Source organism: Neobacillus kokaensis (assembly GCF_014656545.1).
Taxonomy (GTDB): domain Bacteria; phylum Bacillota; class Bacilli; order Bacillales; family Cytobacillaceae; genus Neobacillus; species Neobacillus kokaensis.
The window spans coordinates 35,201-52,775 of the sequence record NZ_BNDS01000025.1; the positions used below are offsets into that span (position 1 = coordinate 35,201).

The following is a 17,575-nucleotide window of genomic DNA, read 5'->3' on the forward strand; positions in this document are numbered from 1 at the left end:
GTAACATAGCTAAATCTGATACTTTGGTCAAAGATAAAGTTTTAGGGAATGTTTGTATCCTTGTAAAATTCCGATTCTAAAGGAAAAAAACCTTTTCCATAGGAAAGAAAGTTGTTTCAAAAGCAGGAAATAAGCAGGAGTACAATCTATGTATTTAATATGAATGAGAGAACGATTGGCGTACCTTTTGGTATGCTACTCGTTCTTTTTTCATGATAAAGACTAATTAGAAGCCAGAGGAAAAGTGTGTATGAACTGATGGATAAGGGGGGAGGATGATGTACCTTTGGTACGAGGACAGTAGTACTGAGGATGCATGGGGTTAGATAGGAGTCTCCCTGTAGTTATATCTATTAAAACTTCCTCAATCTTCTAAAAAATTTTCTGGATCTAGTATTTCATAATAATGGACAATATCAATAAATTAGAGTATCTTTTCATAATCAGTATGGAAATCTAATCCTCTTTCATTTGCAATGGTGTGTAGTAACTCTTTCACTTCTGAACATCTATCTAACCAATATAAATGTTGGCGAGTTACACAAATGGAATGACTTGGATTTTTTTGATCAGAATGCATTACAACACTTGCATTAGCTTCTTCTTCATAATATTCAATACCTAAAAACTCTTAACTTCCTCCTTTCATTGCAATATGAGCTTTATAGATAATTATACTTAGGTGGGAAAAATATGATTCATATAAGAAGGTACTACACTTAGTTAGTCAGAGAAAAAGTGTGAGTGAACTGATGGAAAAGGGGGGGAGGAATGACGTACCGTTGGTACGAGGTGTGTAATATCAAGGGATGAAGGGGTAAAGCAGGGGTTCGACACCTTAGCTATTGCCCAGTCTATTAAACCGTTATAAAATGAATACATAAGCAATAGATGAATCCCCCATAGGATGTGCTCATCTTCAAGCACTCCCATCTGATGTTTACTTCAAACTATACCCCAAAATAAAGGAGACCTCACAAATGTCCTCAAAACAATCTAATCAAAGAAAATTCAAAAAGGTATTATCAAACCTCACAAAACTTGAAATTGAGCTTAAACAAGGCTTCGAAGCAAGAGTAATTGAACCTTATGCGAAAAATGCATTTACTCTTATTAGTATTATTAAGGAGCAACTTAATAACTATGGGTTGGCTCATAAGGAAAGGAATAGAATAGAAAGGAATGTTAATATACTGCACTATGTAGGTGAAATGGAGGTTACGATTGATATTATGATCGGACTATACGGGGAAATGGATGAAAAGGCAAAGCGTATAGTTGTGTTATTGCTTGAAATTTATCGGGAGCTTCATCTTAATACAAATTTTGAATATGAAGAAAAGGTGATTGCTTTAAAATCCATCATTACTGATCTTTCGGACAATCAAAATATACCGTTTTAACAAATGATAGGAACAAGCAGCGTACCGTTGGTACGAAACCTGTATATCAATGGTTAAGGGATACGACAGTATAGAGCATCTGAAGTATTGCCCCATTCTTTTATCCAAAGTATTATAAACACATAAGCTATCTACGTTCACCCAAAGGATATGCCATTAAACTCCTCCCTGGCATTCACGTCATGCTTAACCTCAAAAATAAACCTCTAAGGAGACCTCATTAATGAACAATTCAATTCGAGACAAAGCACTCAAAAAACCAGATTACACGTTTTATCCTAATCTATTTTCAGCGGTCAAGAACGTTGAAAACGCAGTACGGCTCTTACATATTTATGGATGCATAGCAAAAAAAGAACCAATAAAACCTTTAGAAGAGAGGGAAGTTCTCTTACTAGATCACACATTTCCATGGGTAAAGATGTGGGATAGTCAGAAACTGGGCTGAACCATTCTAGTTTCTCCAACAAGAGAAATGTTACAGATTGAAAAATGATCTATGCCAAAAATATGCTTTTAATAATTTTAAGAAGATATTATCTTGGGAACATATATTAATCTGAGTATTGTACCTAGTAATATATCAAATTTTGAATGGGAAGAAGTCTATGAGGAAAGCTTAAATCTATTAAATGCATTTGATTTGCAGATGTTGAAAGACAGGTGTTATTTGGATATAAATTACCGGTCTATATTAAGGATGCAGAAAAAATAAATCCAGAACGCCATTGGGCTATAAGTGGCGATTTGAAAAGTAAAAGATTTGCTGAAACATTTAAATTGTATAGGGATATTTGTCACTATCAATCCGGGCAATTAGAAAGAAACCGAAATGACATTTTATTTGAAGAAGACCGGTTAATGATTGATGTTTTTAGTTCTAAAACACAGGGCTTTGAATATCATCTATACATTTTAGCAATTGCCATGTTAATAGAGAGCCGTTTGCCAAACAATGCTTTGGTAAATGGAAATATTGATTATGATCAATGTGTGAAGGCGAAACAATGGGCTGATCAATATCTTTCATCACTAATCGAAATTCCTGTAAGAGTCGATGTTGACAAATTGCTTTCCAGAACCGCTCAGATAAAAGATGAATAGGAACAAGTTCAATTCATTAATAATTGGTTAATCGCAGATCAGGAGGAAAAGTTCAGGATTTATTACCATCGCTTCTCTAGAAATACATTTCTTGAGTGGTTTGTCAATGAATAAAAGGCATACTCTTCCCCTAATCAGCTTGGCGCATTGAAATTGTTAATTTAATTTCTTAAACATAGCTACTGATTTAAATGATTTACTTAATACCATTTGTAAATCCGAAAACAGAGTACAATTTTCTAATTCCGAAATAATCAGAGCCATTTCCAGAACATGGGTCTGCTTACCAAGAGAAAAAATCTCCTTTCTAGATTTATTTGCAAAAGTTTCAGGTCATCTCGAAGTAGTTGAGATGCAGTTCGGTTCGGTCATGTTGGATATGATGTTTACAGGTCGGGAGATAAAAACATATATCCCATTAACTGAGGTTGCGAAAATCTTAGGGGGGTATATACCTGATTCAATAACGGCAATTGAATTGTTGTTAGAACAAGAAATATCTTAGATTGAAGATCAATTATTAGCCTTCAATAATCAAATTCAATCAGCTATTGAAATTACGGAAGCCTCCACTGAAGACAAAATGTATTTAGCTGACATGGATGCTTTTTTATACTTTGACGGCAGCACAAAACTGACGAACAAGAATTAACATTAAAAGCCATTGCCTATAGTATTAAGACATTCTTATACCGTGAAGGAGAGGGGGTATAAAGGAATTCCTCTTAGTACCTATCGAAAATCTAAAGTTGGTATTGGCCGCGTTTGTTAATGAAAAATATAATATGATACTTACGGAGCAATCGTGGCAGTGGATTGATAAGACAGACAATCCCCTTTTGATAAAAGTTTTACTAGCAAAGTTAATAATTGATGATACGAATGCTATTAAACATGTGAAATCTCATTCGGATATTCGAAAAGCTATGTTTGAAAACAAATTGCTTTTACTGAGGATTGTGGAGTATATGGGGGATGAGATTAGCATGAAGGAAATTGATAAAATTGCTAACCAAACTGATTAGATCCTAATCCTAAATTTTCCTATAATAATTACTTTCGCAATATGCTATGGGTTATATGACGTTATCAAAAGATAGCATCATGAGACCTGTAGCATTTTTTTATATCATATAATGTTAAAAAAACAACAGAAAATCCCAAATTCATAAAATTTTAATAGGTCATTTTGAGACTATTAAATAATAGTATGTCAAACATTGGGTAATTTCGTTAAATGATGTAATATTATAGTTGTGTTTACAAATCCCTAAAATAATAACAAAATAAAGGATTCGATAGTACATATCTCACAGGAGGTTGTAATGAGTAGAGAGGCGGACCATACGATAAAAGGATTCTTATATCAGTTCAGTAAAACTTTAAATGTCATTTTGAGTAGTACTGATAAAGATGAGATACAAATAGAGGGAATAATTGAAGATATCGATTTAAAAAATTCAAATATAACAAATGCAATACAATGTAAGTATCACGAATCAAAAGTTCGATATAATTTATCAGATATTTATAAACCAATTCTTCAAATGTTAATCCATTTTTTAGATAATGATACTAATAATGTTAAATATGTTTTATATGCTCATTTTCCTAATGAACAAGTAGGCATAAATAAAATTACCAAATTACAAATTGAAGAAATACTTTCATCAAGTAATTTTGATTATATTAGTAAATATATATCGAAAATTAAGCCTCCAAAAGATCAGAGTATTAAGGATTTACTTGGAAAAGCTAGTAAATCCTCAGAGGATAAAACTCAAATAAAAAGATACTATGAAAATACTGAATTAGAGATTATTGTTGACATTGATAAGTTTCTAAAAGGTCATTTTATTTTTGAAATAGGTCTTTCTTATGAAGAGTTAATAAAAGAAACAAAGAAACTTTTAATGGACGAGGGATTTTCATTAGAAGACGTAAAAGATTTGTTCTATCCTAATGGTATTCAATATATTGCGGAACTTAGTATTCTTCCAGAAGCTGAAAAAAGAATAACAAGTAAAAATAAATTAATAGGTTACTTGCATGAAAATAAGAAAACCGCTATGAGTAGATGGACAAGTGAACTATTGACCCGTAAGGAATTATTGAAAGTTAGAAAAAATCAATTAGTACCATCCTTAAATGTAAATTCTAGATTACGATATTTTATCATGAATCCCGATACTATAGAAAACTTTGATGATGAATTCATTCTTTTTGTAAAAGACTATCTTGAAAAATATAATTCTAAAATAAAATTACATACTGAAACTCCTTGTTTTATATTAAAAACAGATGTTAATAGATTATCAGAATACCATAAAAGATTTGTTTCAAGAAATATACAAATAATAACTGGTTATATTGGGGACACATTTTACTTTAAAGAATTTAATAAAGAGCCTAAAAGAATAATTAAAGATAATTGGGTAGAATTTAAAGCAAAAATTTCTTGTAATTCAGATGAGGTATTAACATTTATCAATTCTAAAAAATGTGACGATTTATATCTAATCGGAGAAATAGACTTTAGCTCACTAGATACAACTGATGTAAATATTGAACATCTACATGTAAGTAATTTTAGGGAATTAAAATATTTATTATCTATGGTAAAGGAGATTTGATAATGTCTAAGAAAGCCACTATGAGAATTGGAAGTGTTATAGAAAGTTCCCCTCAATCTATTTTGGTGAAAATTGACACATTAAAGATTTTTGAAAAAGCTAAATCAGAATTACAAATTGGAAAATACTTAAAAATTCAAGAAGGTAATCATAACTTTGTATTATGTGTTATTCAAAATATAAAAATTTCTACGGATAGGGATGAAGATATTTTTATTCTTACTGTTCAACCAGTGGGGATTTTTAAAGAAGAAGAGTTTTATCAAGGTAATTCAACGCTTCCATCACCTACTGAACCAGTTTTCCTAGTTGAAGATAATATTTTAAATAAAATATTTAATGATGAAAAATCAAAAATATTTCACTTGGGAAACTTGGCACAAAATGAAGAAGTTAATTTTATGTTAGATGGAGATAAGTTTTTTAGTAAACATGTTGCAGTTGTAGGTTCTACCGGATCAGGTAAGTCCTGTGCTGTGGCAAAAATTTTACAAAACGTGGTTGGTATCAATAATGCTAGAAATATAAATAAATCTGATAAAAAGAATTCCCATATTATAATTTTTGATATTCATTCTGAATATAGATCAGCATTTGAAATTGATAAAAATGAAAATTTTAATTTGAATTACTTAGATGTAGAAAAATTAAAGCTTCCATACTGGTTAATGAATTCAGAAGAATTAGAAACATTGTTCATAGAAAGTAATGAACAAAATTCCCATAATCAAGTCTCTCAGTTTAAGAGAGCAGTAGTTTTGAACAAGGAAAAATATAATCCCGAATTTAAAAAAATCACATATGATTCTCCTGTTTATTTTAATGTTAATGAGGTTTTCAATTATATTTATAATTTAAACGAAGAAGTAATCAATAAAATTGAAGGAGAGCCAAGTTTTCCAAAACTAAGCAATGGGGAACTTGTTGAAAATCGACATATTTATTTTAATGAAAAATTCGAATTTACCTCTTCTAATACTTCAAAAGCAACAAAAGCAAGTAATGGACCTTTTAATGGTGAATTTAATAGATTCTTGTCTAGATTTGAAACCAAATTAACAGATAAACGTTTAGATTTTCTGTTATTGAATCAAAATGCAGAAGAAAATTCTAAGTATAGAACTGAACATTTCGAAGATATATTGAAGCAATTTATGGGGTATTTAGATAAATCAAACGTCACAATTATTGATTTAAGCGGTATTCCGTTTGAAGTGTTAAGCATTACAATTAGCTTAATTTCTCGTCTTATTTTTGATTTTGCATTACATTATTCTAAGTTGCAACATCAAAAGAATGAACTTAATGATATACCATTCATGATCGTTTGTGAGGAGGCTCATAATTATATTCCACGAACTGGAGGTATTGAGTATAAAGCAGCAAAAAAATCAGTAGAAAGAATTGCTAAAGAAGGGAGGAAATATGGTTTAAGCTTGATGGTTGTTAGTCAAAGGCCTTCAGAGGTATCTGATACAATTCTTTCTCAATGTAACAATTTTATTAATCTGCGTTTAACAAATATTAATGACCAAAATTATATCAAGAATCTATTACCAGATAATTCTCGGTCTATATCTGAGATTTTACCTACTCTTGCTGCTGGGGAGTGTTTGGTGGTTGGGGATTCTACTCCAATACCAAGTATTGTTAAATTAGAGTTGCCAAACCCTGAACCAAGATCACAGAGTATTAAATTTCATGAAAAATGGTCAGAAAGTTGGAGAACGCCTTCATTTGAAGAAGTAATTATGAGCTGGAGAAAAGAAAATGTATAATCTACCTTTTTTTATATTTACTTTCAAAAAGGTTATTGAATTTCAAGCATGAAATATTAGCCGTAAATATTGCAATAGTATTTTTGTGAATACACCATCCCAACTTGCTAACTAATTTTCAGGATTTTTAATAATCAAAAATCAATGGTGAAGAGACTTAAATGAATGAGGAGAAATCAAAGTGAGTAATCTAAAAGAGACTAAAGTTTATAGTATTAATGATTTTTTAAATTGGAACGAGAGTAAAGAGCTTCAATTGTCTCCAAAATATCAAAGAAATAATGTGTGGAATTCCAAGGCAGAATCTTATCTAATTGACACTATACTAAGAGGATTACCGATACCACAGGTCTTTCTAAGGCAGACAATTGATACGAAAATAAGAAAAACGTATCGAGAAGTCATTGATGGACAGCAGAGGCTTCGAACTATAGTTAAATTTGAAAAAAATGAGTTTCCTATAATGAAAGCTCACAATTCTGAATTGGCTGGAATGTATTATCGCGATTTGGATGAAGATATGCAAATGCAGTTTTTAGATTATCAAATTCCAGTAGAGTTAATTAAAACGTCTGATGATAGCGTTGTTTATGACATGTTTATGCGAGTAAACACAAATAGCAATACATTAAATAAACAAGAATTAAGAAATGCTAAGTACTGGGGAGATTTCAAAGTTCTTGTATATAAATTAGCTAGTGAATGGAGAAATTTCTTTGCAGAATTTAGCATATTTAAAGATTCAGATTTCATTAGAATGGTGGATGCAGAATATATTTCAAGTCTACTAATACTTTTAAGAGAAGGGATTGTGCAGGATACACCAGCAAAGATAGATATGTACTATAAGAAATTTGATAATGGAATGTATGACAGTGAAGAAAGTGAGGCCTTATTTAAAGAAGTTATGAGAGATATTAAAACTTTGTTTGATAAAACTCAAATTAATTTCAGATATATAAATAAGAAAAATTATTTTTATACATTATTTGCTTATCAACTACTTTTAAAAGGGAAATTACGTAACACTCAATATTCTATCCCAAATCAATATAATGGCTTTATGTTGGATAAAGTGTTGGTTGAGCTTGAATCCCAACTGTCATTAGATGAAGATTTACGAAGTGAAGAAATGAATCAATTTTTACATTTACATAGTAGTAGGACAACAAATGAAAATGAAAGAAAAGAACGTGTACGAATTTTTAGTCAGTTTGTTGAAAGAGTGATTAGACAATATGGCAATTAATGCTGAAAGAGAAGAACTGATTGTAGATGTAGAAGAACATACAGGCCCACAGCCAGATGGTATTGAGGAAAGGGCTTTGGAAACCAACACAACAGCTCATCCACAAGAATTAAATGACCTTTTTGAAGAAATCGGTAAATGGGAAAGTTTGATTGCTGTTAATAATGATTTAATTGATGTAGCTTTTTTTAAAATCTTTGTTAAATTTGAGCGTTTACTATTAAATTGTGTCGTAATGTATGCAATTGGTGAAAGAAGCAGCCTTGGATACCAGCCGAATAGACGACTGCTTTTTTCAGATCATGATCATTTAAGGAAAACCATTACAGATAAAAAATACATAGATGTAAGTAAGAGAGTTGAGGACATAGTTAAGCAAATTTTTGAGGAAAACAATCCTTTTACACTGTTCTTTGAATCTACGGATAAAGATACATTAATAAAAATGCAAACTTTAAGAAATTATATAGCTCATGAAAGTCCAGAGTCAAAAATCGCTTACATGAAAAAGGTACTTCCACCTAATAGTGAATTTATGAATGCTGCCGATTTCTTGTCCGCAAGAAAGAACAGAACAGCCACAATTAGTAATTATTCTTATTTTATAGAGGTGATGGTAGCTCAGGCAAAATGCTTTATGGGGGACAGCAATTAAAATTAGTAAGATACTCTAAGTATACTTGAGTACATGCTCAACTTTATCTAGAAATGATAGTCTCTAAATCGTAGGCATAAGAGTAGTTTTCCTAAAATATGCCGTTAACACGGCTTTATTATATATGATGGGGTTAAAAAATAATTATAAAAATATACGTATACTTTCTAATAAGGATTAAATTTAGATGGAATTGTTTTTGTTTACATAACAATGAACCACTTCGCTCATGAAAACGTAAGTCATTTTAATTTCAGTCAGAATACTGTCTTGATATGGAGTGAGAGGCACGGCAAACTTTGTTTGCTACTCGAAACATCCTAATGGTCGCATTTTGAGCTAAATCATGTCTCTGGAGGCTCCGTGGCAAGACATTCCGGACGTTCCAATTGCCAAATTAAAAGTGGTTAACGATGATGTAGTCGAAATGTCCCAAAATTCAATGAGCAAATACAGGATAGGGCTCTACGGATATATTTCCTAAAAGCAAACCTTTATTGTTAGTTTTAAAAATTATTAATAATTTCTTTATATATAATTATTTGAAAAAATTTCGTTTAACAGTGTTGAAGAAACTAAAAAAAGCGAGGAAATCATGTCTAAAATAGTAGAATCTGATATCTTAAATAATTCAGTTGATGTTTGGAAGTTCCTGCAAACGAATGGAGGACTAGATATAAAATATTACGATAAAGGGATTGTAAATGATCTGCGAGATATATTAGGATTTTCACCAAGGAATAGTATTGAAAAACAACTACAAAATAAAAGTACTAGTATTGAAATATTTTTACAGGCTTTCTTTACTGCTCTTAATCCTTTTTCGCAAATGTTTAATGATTTACTTAAATTATTTGAAAGTAATAGTATTAAAGAAACTAATGATTCTGTTTTAATTAAATTCGATTTTCAAAATGAAGTGGATTCCTTAGAATTTGATCTAAGACAATTTCAAGCATGGATAAAAAAATGGAAGACTATTAGAACAAAGATTAACCTGTATAAAATTAAATCAGAAGATTTGTATCGATTAAGTAGTATTTTCAATGATTTTAACCAAAGCTATAAGATAAATTCAAATATAGACCGTGATGATGATAGGTTCCAAACAAAAGAAACAAGAGAATGGTTAGAATTGTATTTTTCCAATTGGCCAAATAATAGTAGTCTGATATTACCTAAAACAAAAAATCAAAAATTAAACGATTTATTAAACAATATACAAGTGATTTTTAATGATGTGATGTATAATATGTCGTTATTAGGCGTATCTCATTCAAAACTTTATTCATTTTTAACAGAATCTAAAGAAAAAGGAAATGATAAAATACCAGACTATGCGTTGGCGGAAGTTGATTATTGGGCTGGATACTTTTTGAAGGAATATCTTATTTTAATATATCGAATTAATAATAACTTGGAAACAGAGAATGTGAATCTAGTTCGTAACTTATGTAATCAGTTAGAGTTATATTTATCCTCAATTCCAAGAAATAATACTGAAAGTTCAGCTATGATAGAGGAATTACTAGATTTTCTTAAATTACCTATTTGGAAAAAAAGGTATGATTTTTATGCTACTTGGGTTTTAACGCGGATTTCAGCAGCTTTGATTAATAAAAGGTTAAAATTCCATACAACTAATGGGAGGTTGCATTTTTCTTTTTCTGGCTCACATTTAGCAACAACGAAAACTACTCCTGAGCTACACATATGGTCTGAACTCAGGTCTTCTCTTGAAAATCCAATCGGTAAAGGTAGGAAAAGTGGGATTCAGCCAGATTATTCAATAATTATTCCACCTTTAACAAACTTAGTGGAATCCACATTATTAGTAGTTGAGTGTAAACAATATAGAAGACCATCAAAGAGGAATTTTAATAATGCATTAATTGATTATGCTAACGGAAGGCCAAATGCTGAAATAATTTTAGTTAATTATGGACCTACTAATAATAAAATTCTAGATGAAATAGAACCTACGCTTCGAGCTAGAACCCATATAATTGGAAATATGAGGCCCGGAAATGAACAATCTATAAAGGAATTTAAGGAATTAGTATATAAGGCTATTGATTTTACCATAAATACTGATGATCAAGATACAAAGGATATTTTTACAAGTGAAAATGTAAATATTAAATTAATCTGGGATAAGTCACCCAGTGATCTAGATCTCCATGTTTTCTTAAAAGAATCCAATAATAGTAACTATCAAGTTAAAGTTAACCATGAAAATATGGGAAATCTGTCTATTAAGCCCTTTATGAAACTAGATAAAGATGTGATAAATGGATTTGGCCCAGAAGTTGTGAAAATACAAAAGTTATTACCGGGCAAATATCTTATCGCAATACACAATTTTTCAAACGAACAACCGCTTTCTACTAGTAATGCAAAAATTGAAATCGAAATAGATGATAAAACATTTTTATTTAATTGTCCAACAAATGGCCAAGGAAGATGGTGGACTGTATTAGAGGCTTCGACAATTGATAGGGAAATTATTATTCATAATAAGATTGGGCATGATATATCCTTAATTTGAATATTCAATGAAAAGGATACATATTTTCTCTCTAGGTTGAACTTAAAGGTCGTAAGAGTAGAATCTAACATTTTGCTAACGCAATCAAAAAAACGATAAATTCCCGTTAAAGATGTTACACCTCAGATTCAGCAAAACCCTGATATACCGCACTTTTCCCGCCTATCGTTAAAGATATTACACACTCTCATCTTACGGGCGGCATGTTGTAATATTGCCTTTCACATGTTAATGTGATTATTAATTAAAAACGTATAAGGTAAACACTACTACATCAATATTTATCTGCCATCACCATCCAAGCCACGTTGAGTGCTGTGCGTTGATAAAATTGATTAAATAAAGCAGATGGCTCGAGAATCGGTAGAACATTCTCGGGCGGCCATCTGCTTTTATTTCAATTTTCCCAATAAAGCGGTGAAGTATTCCGGAAGTTAGTTCATTAAAATCTATATAGGTATCTAACTGCTGCTTAACTTCATTGATTGCTATTTCATCATTTTTTGTTATAAGGGGCAATTTTAACTGTTAGGTTTTAGCTTATATAGCATGTAAACATGGAATGAGGTTCAATCGAACCTCATTTTTTTCCATGATCTTATATAATGGCCAGTCTGTCTGTTGAAAAAGAAAATACCCCCTAATTGCCAAAAAAACACCTTAGTTTTGTGCAAATGTAAATGAGTTTTCTCTATGTTTTTCCAATTTTGCTTCTTTTATAATAATCGTGAGCTTCAATGAATGATAAAGGGAGGTAATTAGGGATGGCTGGAGAAAACAATCCGCTTTTATTAACAGATGAGCAAATGAGAAGGTTTATTACAGATGGATTTCTCGTTTTGAAAACTGATTTTTCTAAGGAATTCCATGGAAGGTTAAATGAACAGCTATTGAAAGTTTACGAGGAAGAGGGTAATCCTGGAAATAATTTATTACCAAGAGTAACAGAGCTCCAAAGAGTATTTGAACATCCTGTTATTACGGGAGCACTGACAAGTGTCCTGGGATCTGATTATATGCTCCATGCACATCGACATGGTCATTATAATGCATCATCAGTGCCAGGGGCTTGGCATAAGGACAGCTATTGGGGCTATAACCGCATGCGGAACCATCATCCGTGGTGGGCAATGATTATGTATTTTCCACAGGATACCCCAGTGGAATTGGGTCCTACTGGAATCCTGCCTGGTACACAAAATTACGACTCCCGCGTCTTTGAGTCTAATGAATTGGATCAAGAAGTATTAGCATGTGGAGAAGCAGGTACTTTTGCGTTAATTCACTATGATATATGGCATCGTGCCACCCCAAATACACTTGGAAACCCGCGATTTATGCTTAAGTTTGAGTTTATGCGTACAAAAGCTCCGGATAAGCCAAGCTGGAACAATGTTGAAAGTGCATGGCGGCTTCCTGAATCGACAAGCACGTTATTTGCTCAGCATGACGTGATGTGGGAAGAAACATGGAACTGGTTATCAGGGGAAATTGGCAGCATGGCAACGACTGCAACATGCTCGTCAAATAATCTCGAAAATAAGCTGCGTGCGCTAGAGAATGAATATGAACCAATAGCATTGAATGCTGCTTATGAGCTTGCTTGCTGTGGAAAAGATGGTGTCCAAACCCTACTATCAGCGCTGCATCATGAAAATAGTCATGTGTCGCGGCTTGCTGCTTATGGGTTATCGATTGCAGGGAAAGAGGCAATTCCAGGTTTAATTCAAGCATTGGATCATAGCAGAACCTCGACAGTGGTGCGTGCTATTTTTGCTCTTAGTGAACATAGACATCTGGCTGCTGAAGCTGTTCCTATTTTAAATGGATTACTAGAAAATGCTTCAGTAATTGTCCGCAGATCGATTGCAGAAGCACTTGGAATGATCGGGAGTCCCGCTAAGGAAGCTGTCGAAGGATTGATCCGGTGCTTACAGGATGAGGATGCACAAGTTCGTTTTATGGCAGGCCTTTCGTTATCCAGAATCGGTGCAGCAGCAGACTCGGCCGTTCCTCAATTGGAAATTGCCTTGCAGGATGAAAACCGATATGTGCGTGCTCATGCAGCAGAAGCTCTTCGTTATATTGGAACAGAAAGAGCAAACAAAGCAATAATAACGTTCTTGTTTAATTCAAGATGGTGCCCGACAACGACACCTGCAAATCAGTTTTATCCGTAAACCTACTTCGGATTGTTCCGTGATTTTAATGATAAATCACGATATGAAGTTGGAGAAAGTCCTGTAAGTTCTTTAAAGACTCTAGAAAAATAGGAAAGCTCCATGCCTACTGAATCAGAAATTGACGAGACAGTTTGTTCACTAACGGCAAGTAACTCTTTTGCTTTTTCAATTTTTCGGCGGTTTATGTATTGAATCGGTGAGGAGCAAGTGAATTTTTTAAAAACGGAAATAAAATAATTTGGATGGAAATTAGCTATTTGTGCAAGAGCTTCTACAGACAAATTTCCATCCAAATGCTCTTCGATATAGGTTAAAATGGCATCCATTTTATCAAATGAAGGGGATGCATTCATTTTAAAATGAATGGTTTGACTATTCTCAATGAATACGGCAATGATTTCGAGCAGGATTGCATGCACACGGAAGGTGCTAGAAAGGCGATCGCTATGCATATTCGTAATAAGCTGCTGGAATTTTTCTTCTAGTCCAAATTCGTCCGGCCGAATAAAAACAGGCGTCTTCATTAGTTGAAACAAATGAAAACCACCGATTTTAGCTGTGAAATGGCACCAATATTTTCCGAATGTATTGTCATTTATCGTTCCATAAGATTGAACTGAGCCTGAAGGCAGTAAATAAAGCTCACCAGCTTTAGGATAGAACGTCTCGTTATTCACTTTGACGTAACCTTCACCTTCCATAATATAATAAAACTTATTAAAAGCAGTTGTGAAATTTTCATCACGCCAAGATTTTGGGACTTTTGTATAAGCCGCAATGGATACATCTAATTGTACATTTGCAAGATTTTTTCCCAAAAATGCCCCTGCCTGATTCTCCATCTGATTCTACCACTCTCTTTCTATTATTTTTACATAAAAAGAAAAAACCGAATAATGAACTAGATACGACAATAAACATCGACTTTTTTCAAATAGTTGAATTAAAATCCTCTTCATAGAAGGATCCGGATAGCAAAATAACAATTTCCTATTTAAATTAATATACATTATCATTACTTATATTCAAAGAATCTGTCGTTAATAAAAAAATACTTCTCTTCTTGTTAACTTTCCTTCCTCTATAAATATTGATTTATCAACGGTTTGACACGTTGGCGGGCGGTGAAAAAATTTTTTCGACATGCTGCTTAACAATATTTTTTGGTGCCTGAATAACTAAACAATTTATTATTGGCACACTTCGATTTGACTGCCCCAGTAAACTGAAGCGTTACAACTCAGGGGCTAAGGCACCATTTTTTCATTATTGATAAAGTAGGAATTGACAGTTTAGATACTTACCCGTAAAGTTGCTTATGATGCAAATTAAGACGGAGGAGAATTAGATGCAATTCATTAATAATCTACTTCTAAATATGGAATTAGATCCTAGATTAGTAGAATATCTTTCGATTATAATCAAGATTCTGCTAATAGGGCTTATCTGTTTCGCAGCAAATTTTATTACAAAGAAAATTGTGATCAGGATCATCACTCGTATTGTTACGAACTCCAAAGTGGAGTGGGGTAAGATCATATTGGATAGACAGGTTTTTCGAAAGTTATCCCATATTGTTCCTGCAATCATTATTTATTCGTTTTCTTCCACCTTTCCGACCTATCAATCAACCATCGAGAAAATGGCCATTACCTATATCATTATTGTAGCGTTAGTGTTTATTCAAAGCTTACTAAATGCATTTAATGATATTTATCAAACCTTTGACATATCCAAGGTTAAGCCTATTAAAGGATATATTCAGGTAGTTAACATTATTATTATGACTCTAGGGTTCATCTTAGTAATATCGAACCTTATAGGGGAGAGTCCTCTTATTCTATTAAGTGGGATTGGTGCTCTTTCGGCTGTTTTTATGTTAGTATTTAAGGATTCGTTATTAGGACTAGTGGCAGGAATTCAGCTGACGGCCAATGATATGGTTCGGGTTGGTGATTGGATTGAAATGCCGAAATTCGGAGCAAATGGTGACGTTATTGATATTTCGTTAAATACCGTCAAAGTTCAAAACTTTGACAAAACGATTACGATGCTGCCAAGTTATGCCCTTATTTCCGATTCTTTTATCAACTGGAGAGGGATGCAAAGCTCAGGCGGCCGACGAATCAAGCGCTCTTTGTATATAGATACCAGTAGTATCACGTTTTGCACCGAGGAAATGATCGAGAAATTTATAAAAGTTCATTATCTTTCAGACTACATTATTCAAAAGGAAAAGGAAATTACTGAGTATAATGCCAAAAATGGAATCGATCGGAACAATCCTGTGAATGGTAGGGCCCTTACCAATATCGGTGTTTTTAGGGCGTATATCAGCAATTACCTCAAGAATCACGATGGAATCAATCAGAATATGACCTTAATGGTTAGACAGCTGGCACATAGTGAATACGGGCTGCCTCTAGAAATTTATGCATTTACAAATTCCGTACAGTGGGCTGCGTATGAAACTGTGCAATCTGATATCTTTGATCATCTGTTTGCAGTTGCACCAGAGTTTGGACTTAGAGTATTCCAGAATCCATCTGGGGCTGATTTAAGAAACATGGTAGAAGAATCGAGCAGCAAAGCCTTGTTTGGCGAAAGAAGCTATTAATATAATTAATCACCGAAACAAAACCGACTGTTTTAAATAACACAGTCGGTTTTTTTAAAAAATACTTTTGCTTTTGAAAAAGAGCCGAGAGATGATCATAGCAGTATAGAATACCTTAATTTTCTGAACGGTTCATTTATTTACAAAACAACCAACCCTTATGACCTGATCGGTAAAAAGATAGAAATTGAGAATGTTTCCTTCCAATTAACAAAATAAACAAGCAAGGGGATATAGGAATGGCAAAAACTAAATTAATTATAGTAGAAGGATTGCCTGGGTCTGGAAAATCGACGACGGCCCAGTTAACGCAGGACATACTTAATGAAATGCATATAAAGACCCGATTGTTTCTTGAGGGCAGCATGGATCACCCTGCAGATTATGAGGCAGTGTCCTATTTTTCTGCAGAGGAATTCGGTATTTTAACAGAACAGTATGCAGATTTTCGAAGCCTGTTAATAAAGCACGCAGCAGCACAAAGCGATGGATTTGTGCTTTCTCAGTATAGGCTAAAACAAGAATTGGGTGAAGGCACATTGCCTGAAGCACTTCAGCAAAAATTGTACGAACACGATATTTATGAGATTCCTTTAAAAAAACATATTGAATTAATCATAGAGAGATGGAAAAAGTTTTGTGAGCAAGCAATGAATAGCGAGGATACATACATATTTGAATGCTGCTTCATCCAAAACCCTGTCACAATCGGAATGGTTAAATATGGTGTGCATGATGATATTGTTATGAGATATGTCACTAAATTGGCAGACATTATAGAACCGTTAAAACCGATTCTTATTTATGTGGAACAGAAGGATTTCCGAAAGTCGTTTATGAAAGCTGTCCAAGAAAGGCCAAAAGAGTGGTCAACTGGTTTCATGGATTATTACAATAACCAAGGATATGGAAAACAGCACGACGCCGAAGGGATTGAGGGGACATTCGCTGTTCTTGAAGCAAGAAGCCAATTGGAGTCTAAAATATTTGATGCATTAAACATGGAAAAGTTCAAAGTGGATAATTCAGAGTTTGACCTGAATAGACATAGACAAAGAATAATAGAAAAATTGAAGTTTTAATCAATGCTTTTAAGCTGATGGAAGCAATTTTAAAAGGCCAGTTCTAAACATAGTAGGACTCGAACGGTGGAATGCCGCTTTGTAATGGTTGGCTAGACTTGTAGCGAACTGAAAGAAGCAAGAGTCAGCAAATCTACGACTAATTGCCGGTGTCTAAAATGTTGAAGGCGCCTTCTTAGTAGATAAAATCAGAAAGGATGCAAAAATGTCAGAAATAATCTTAAAGTAATTTAAAAAATGTAGATTTAAACATACCAACAGAAAAAATCATACTGATAGAATCTAACCCGATTTCCTATATATTAGATTGGACAAGCAACCAC

The 17,575-nt window shown here is 33.0% G+C and carries 14 protein-coding genes; 12 read left to right on the plus strand and 2 right to left on the minus strand.

Annotated elements, in window-relative coordinates; all coding sequences use genetic code 11:
• Window positions 1-980: 980 nt before the first annotated feature.
• From IE222_RS20810 to IE222_RS20850, 9 genes are all read left to right on the plus strand, one after another.
• Window positions 981-1,403, plus strand: a complete 423-nt coding sequence (locus IE222_RS20810) for a hypothetical protein (RefSeq protein ID WP_191276179.1) — start codon at window positions 981-983, stop codon at window positions 1,401-1,403.
• Between the two features lie 223 nt (window positions 1,404-1,626).
• Window positions 1,627-1,851 (plus strand): hypothetical protein, encoded by a 225-nt coding sequence (locus IE222_RS20815; RefSeq protein ID WP_191276181.1) that lies wholly within the window; start codon window positions 1,627-1,629, stop codon window positions 1,849-1,851.
• Between the two features lie 299 nt (window positions 1,852-2,150).
• On the plus strand, window positions 2,151-2,507 hold the full coding sequence (locus IE222_RS20820; RefSeq protein ID WP_191276183.1) for a hypothetical protein: 357 nt from the start codon (window positions 2,151-2,153) through the stop codon (window positions 2,505-2,507).
• A gap of 785 nt (window positions 2,508-3,292) precedes the next feature.
• Entirely contained in the window at window positions 3,293-3,532 is a 240-nt protein-coding gene (locus IE222_RS20825; RefSeq protein WP_191276185.1) for a hypothetical protein, read from the plus strand.
• A gap of 300 nt (window positions 3,533-3,832) precedes the next feature.
• A complete protein-coding gene (locus IE222_RS20830; protein ID WP_191276187.1) occupies window positions 3,833-5,140 on the plus strand; it encodes a hypothetical protein in 1,308 nt (435 codons plus the stop codon).
• A gap of 2 nt (window positions 5,141-5,142) precedes the next feature.
• Window positions 5,143-6,918, plus strand: coding sequence for an ATP-binding protein (locus tag IE222_RS20835; protein WP_223282831.1), 1,776 nt, complete (start codon window positions 5,143-5,145; stop codon window positions 6,916-6,918).
• 181 nt (window positions 6,919-7,099) lie between these two features.
• The gene (locus IE222_RS20840) at window positions 7,100-8,167 is read left to right on the plus strand and encodes a DUF262 domain-containing protein (RefSeq protein ID WP_191276189.1); all 1,068 of its coding nucleotides are present in this window, start codon (window positions 7,100-7,102) and stop codon (window positions 8,165-8,167) included.
• Window positions 8,157-8,822: a hypothetical protein gene (locus tag IE222_RS20845; RefSeq protein ID WP_191276191.1), complete on the plus strand. Its 666-nt coding sequence runs from the start codon at window positions 8,157-8,159 to the stop codon at window positions 8,820-8,822. Before IE222_RS20840 ends, IE222_RS20845 begins: the two co-directional genes overlap by 11 nt.
• Window positions 8,823-9,417: 595 nt before the next feature.
• Window positions 9,418-11,370, plus strand: coding sequence for a DUF2135 domain-containing protein (locus tag IE222_RS20850; RefSeq protein ID WP_191276193.1), 1,953 nt, complete (start codon window positions 9,418-9,420; stop codon window positions 11,368-11,370).
• Window positions 11,371-11,661: 291 nt separating this feature from the next.
• Here IE222_RS20850 and IE222_RS20855 read toward each other — a convergent pair whose 3' ends face one another.
• The gene (locus IE222_RS20855; protein WP_191276195.1) at window positions 11,662-11,889 is read right to left on the minus strand and encodes a hypothetical protein; all 228 of its coding nucleotides are present in this window, start codon (window positions 11,887-11,889) and stop codon (window positions 11,662-11,664) included.
• A 245-nt stretch (window positions 11,890-12,134) separates the two neighbouring features.
• On the opposite strand from IE222_RS20855, the gene IE222_RS20860 reads away from it, so the two are divergent.
• Window positions 12,135-13,550 carry a HEAT repeat domain-containing protein gene (locus tag IE222_RS20860; RefSeq protein WP_191276197.1) on the plus strand — a complete coding sequence of 472 codons (1,416 nt, stop codon included), beginning with the start codon at window positions 12,135-12,137 and terminating at the stop codon, window positions 13,548-13,550.
• 2 nt (window positions 13,551-13,552) lie between these two features.
• On the opposite strand, the gene IE222_RS20865 is transcribed toward IE222_RS20860, so the two are convergent.
• Window positions 13,553-14,395 (minus strand): helix-turn-helix domain-containing protein, encoded by an 843-nt coding sequence (locus IE222_RS20865; RefSeq protein ID WP_191276199.1) that lies wholly within the window; start codon window positions 14,393-14,395, stop codon window positions 13,553-13,555.
• 506 nt (window positions 14,396-14,901) lie between these two features.
• On the opposite strand from IE222_RS20865, the gene IE222_RS20870 reads away from it, so the two are divergent.
• Both IE222_RS20870 and IE222_RS20875 read left to right on the plus strand, forming a co-directional pair.
• Window positions 14,902-16,170 (plus strand): mechanosensitive ion channel family protein, encoded by a 1,269-nt coding sequence (locus IE222_RS20870; RefSeq protein ID WP_191276201.1) that lies wholly within the window; start codon window positions 14,902-14,904, stop codon window positions 16,168-16,170.
• Window positions 16,171-16,409: 239 nt separating this feature from the next.
• Window positions 16,410-17,252 carry a P-loop NTPase family protein gene (locus IE222_RS20875; RefSeq protein ID WP_191276203.1) on the plus strand — a complete coding sequence of 281 codons (843 nt, stop codon included), beginning with the start codon at window positions 16,410-16,412 and terminating at the stop codon, window positions 17,250-17,252.
• Window positions 17,253-17,575: the final 323 nt, after the last annotated feature.

Bases quoted from the DNA above. Each gene is read 5' to 3' on its own strand.
- IE222_RS20810 (WP_191276179.1), top strand. From the start codon at position 981: ATGTCCTCAAAACAATCTAATCAAAGAAAATTCAAAAAGGTATTATCA.
- IE222_RS20815 (WP_191276181.1), top strand. From the start codon at position 1,627: ATGAACAATTCAATTCGAGACAAAGCACTCAAAAAACCAGATTACACG.
- IE222_RS20825 (WP_191276185.1), top strand. From the start codon at position 3,293: ATGATACTTACGGAGCAATCGTGGCAGTGGATTGATAAGACAGACAAT.
- IE222_RS20830 (WP_191276187.1), top strand. From the start codon at position 3,833: ATGAGTAGAGAGGCGGACCATACGATAAAAGGATTCTTATATCAGTTC.
- IE222_RS20835 (WP_223282831.1), top strand. From the start codon at position 5,143: ATGTCTAAGAAAGCCACTATGAGAATTGGAAGTGTTATAGAAAGTTCC.
- IE222_RS20845 (WP_191276191.1), top strand. From the start codon at position 8,157: ATGGCAATTAATGCTGAAAGAGAAGAACTGATTGTAGATGTAGAAGAA.
- IE222_RS20850 (WP_191276193.1), top strand. From the start codon at position 9,418: ATGTCTAAAATAGTAGAATCTGATATCTTAAATAATTCAGTTGATGTT.
- IE222_RS20860 (WP_191276197.1), top strand. From the start codon at position 12,135: ATGGCTGGAGAAAACAATCCGCTTTTATTAACAGATGAGCAAATGAGA.
- IE222_RS20865 (WP_191276199.1), bottom strand. From the start codon at position 14,395: ATGGAGAATCAGGCAGGGGCATTTTTGGGAAAAAATCTTGCAAATGTA.
- IE222_RS20870 (WP_191276201.1), top strand. From the start codon at position 14,902: ATGCAATTCATTAATAATCTACTTCTAAATATGGAATTAGATCCTAGA.
- IE222_RS20875 (WP_191276203.1), top strand. From the start codon at position 16,410: ATGGCAAAAACTAAATTAATTATAGTAGAAGGATTGCCTGGGTCTGGA.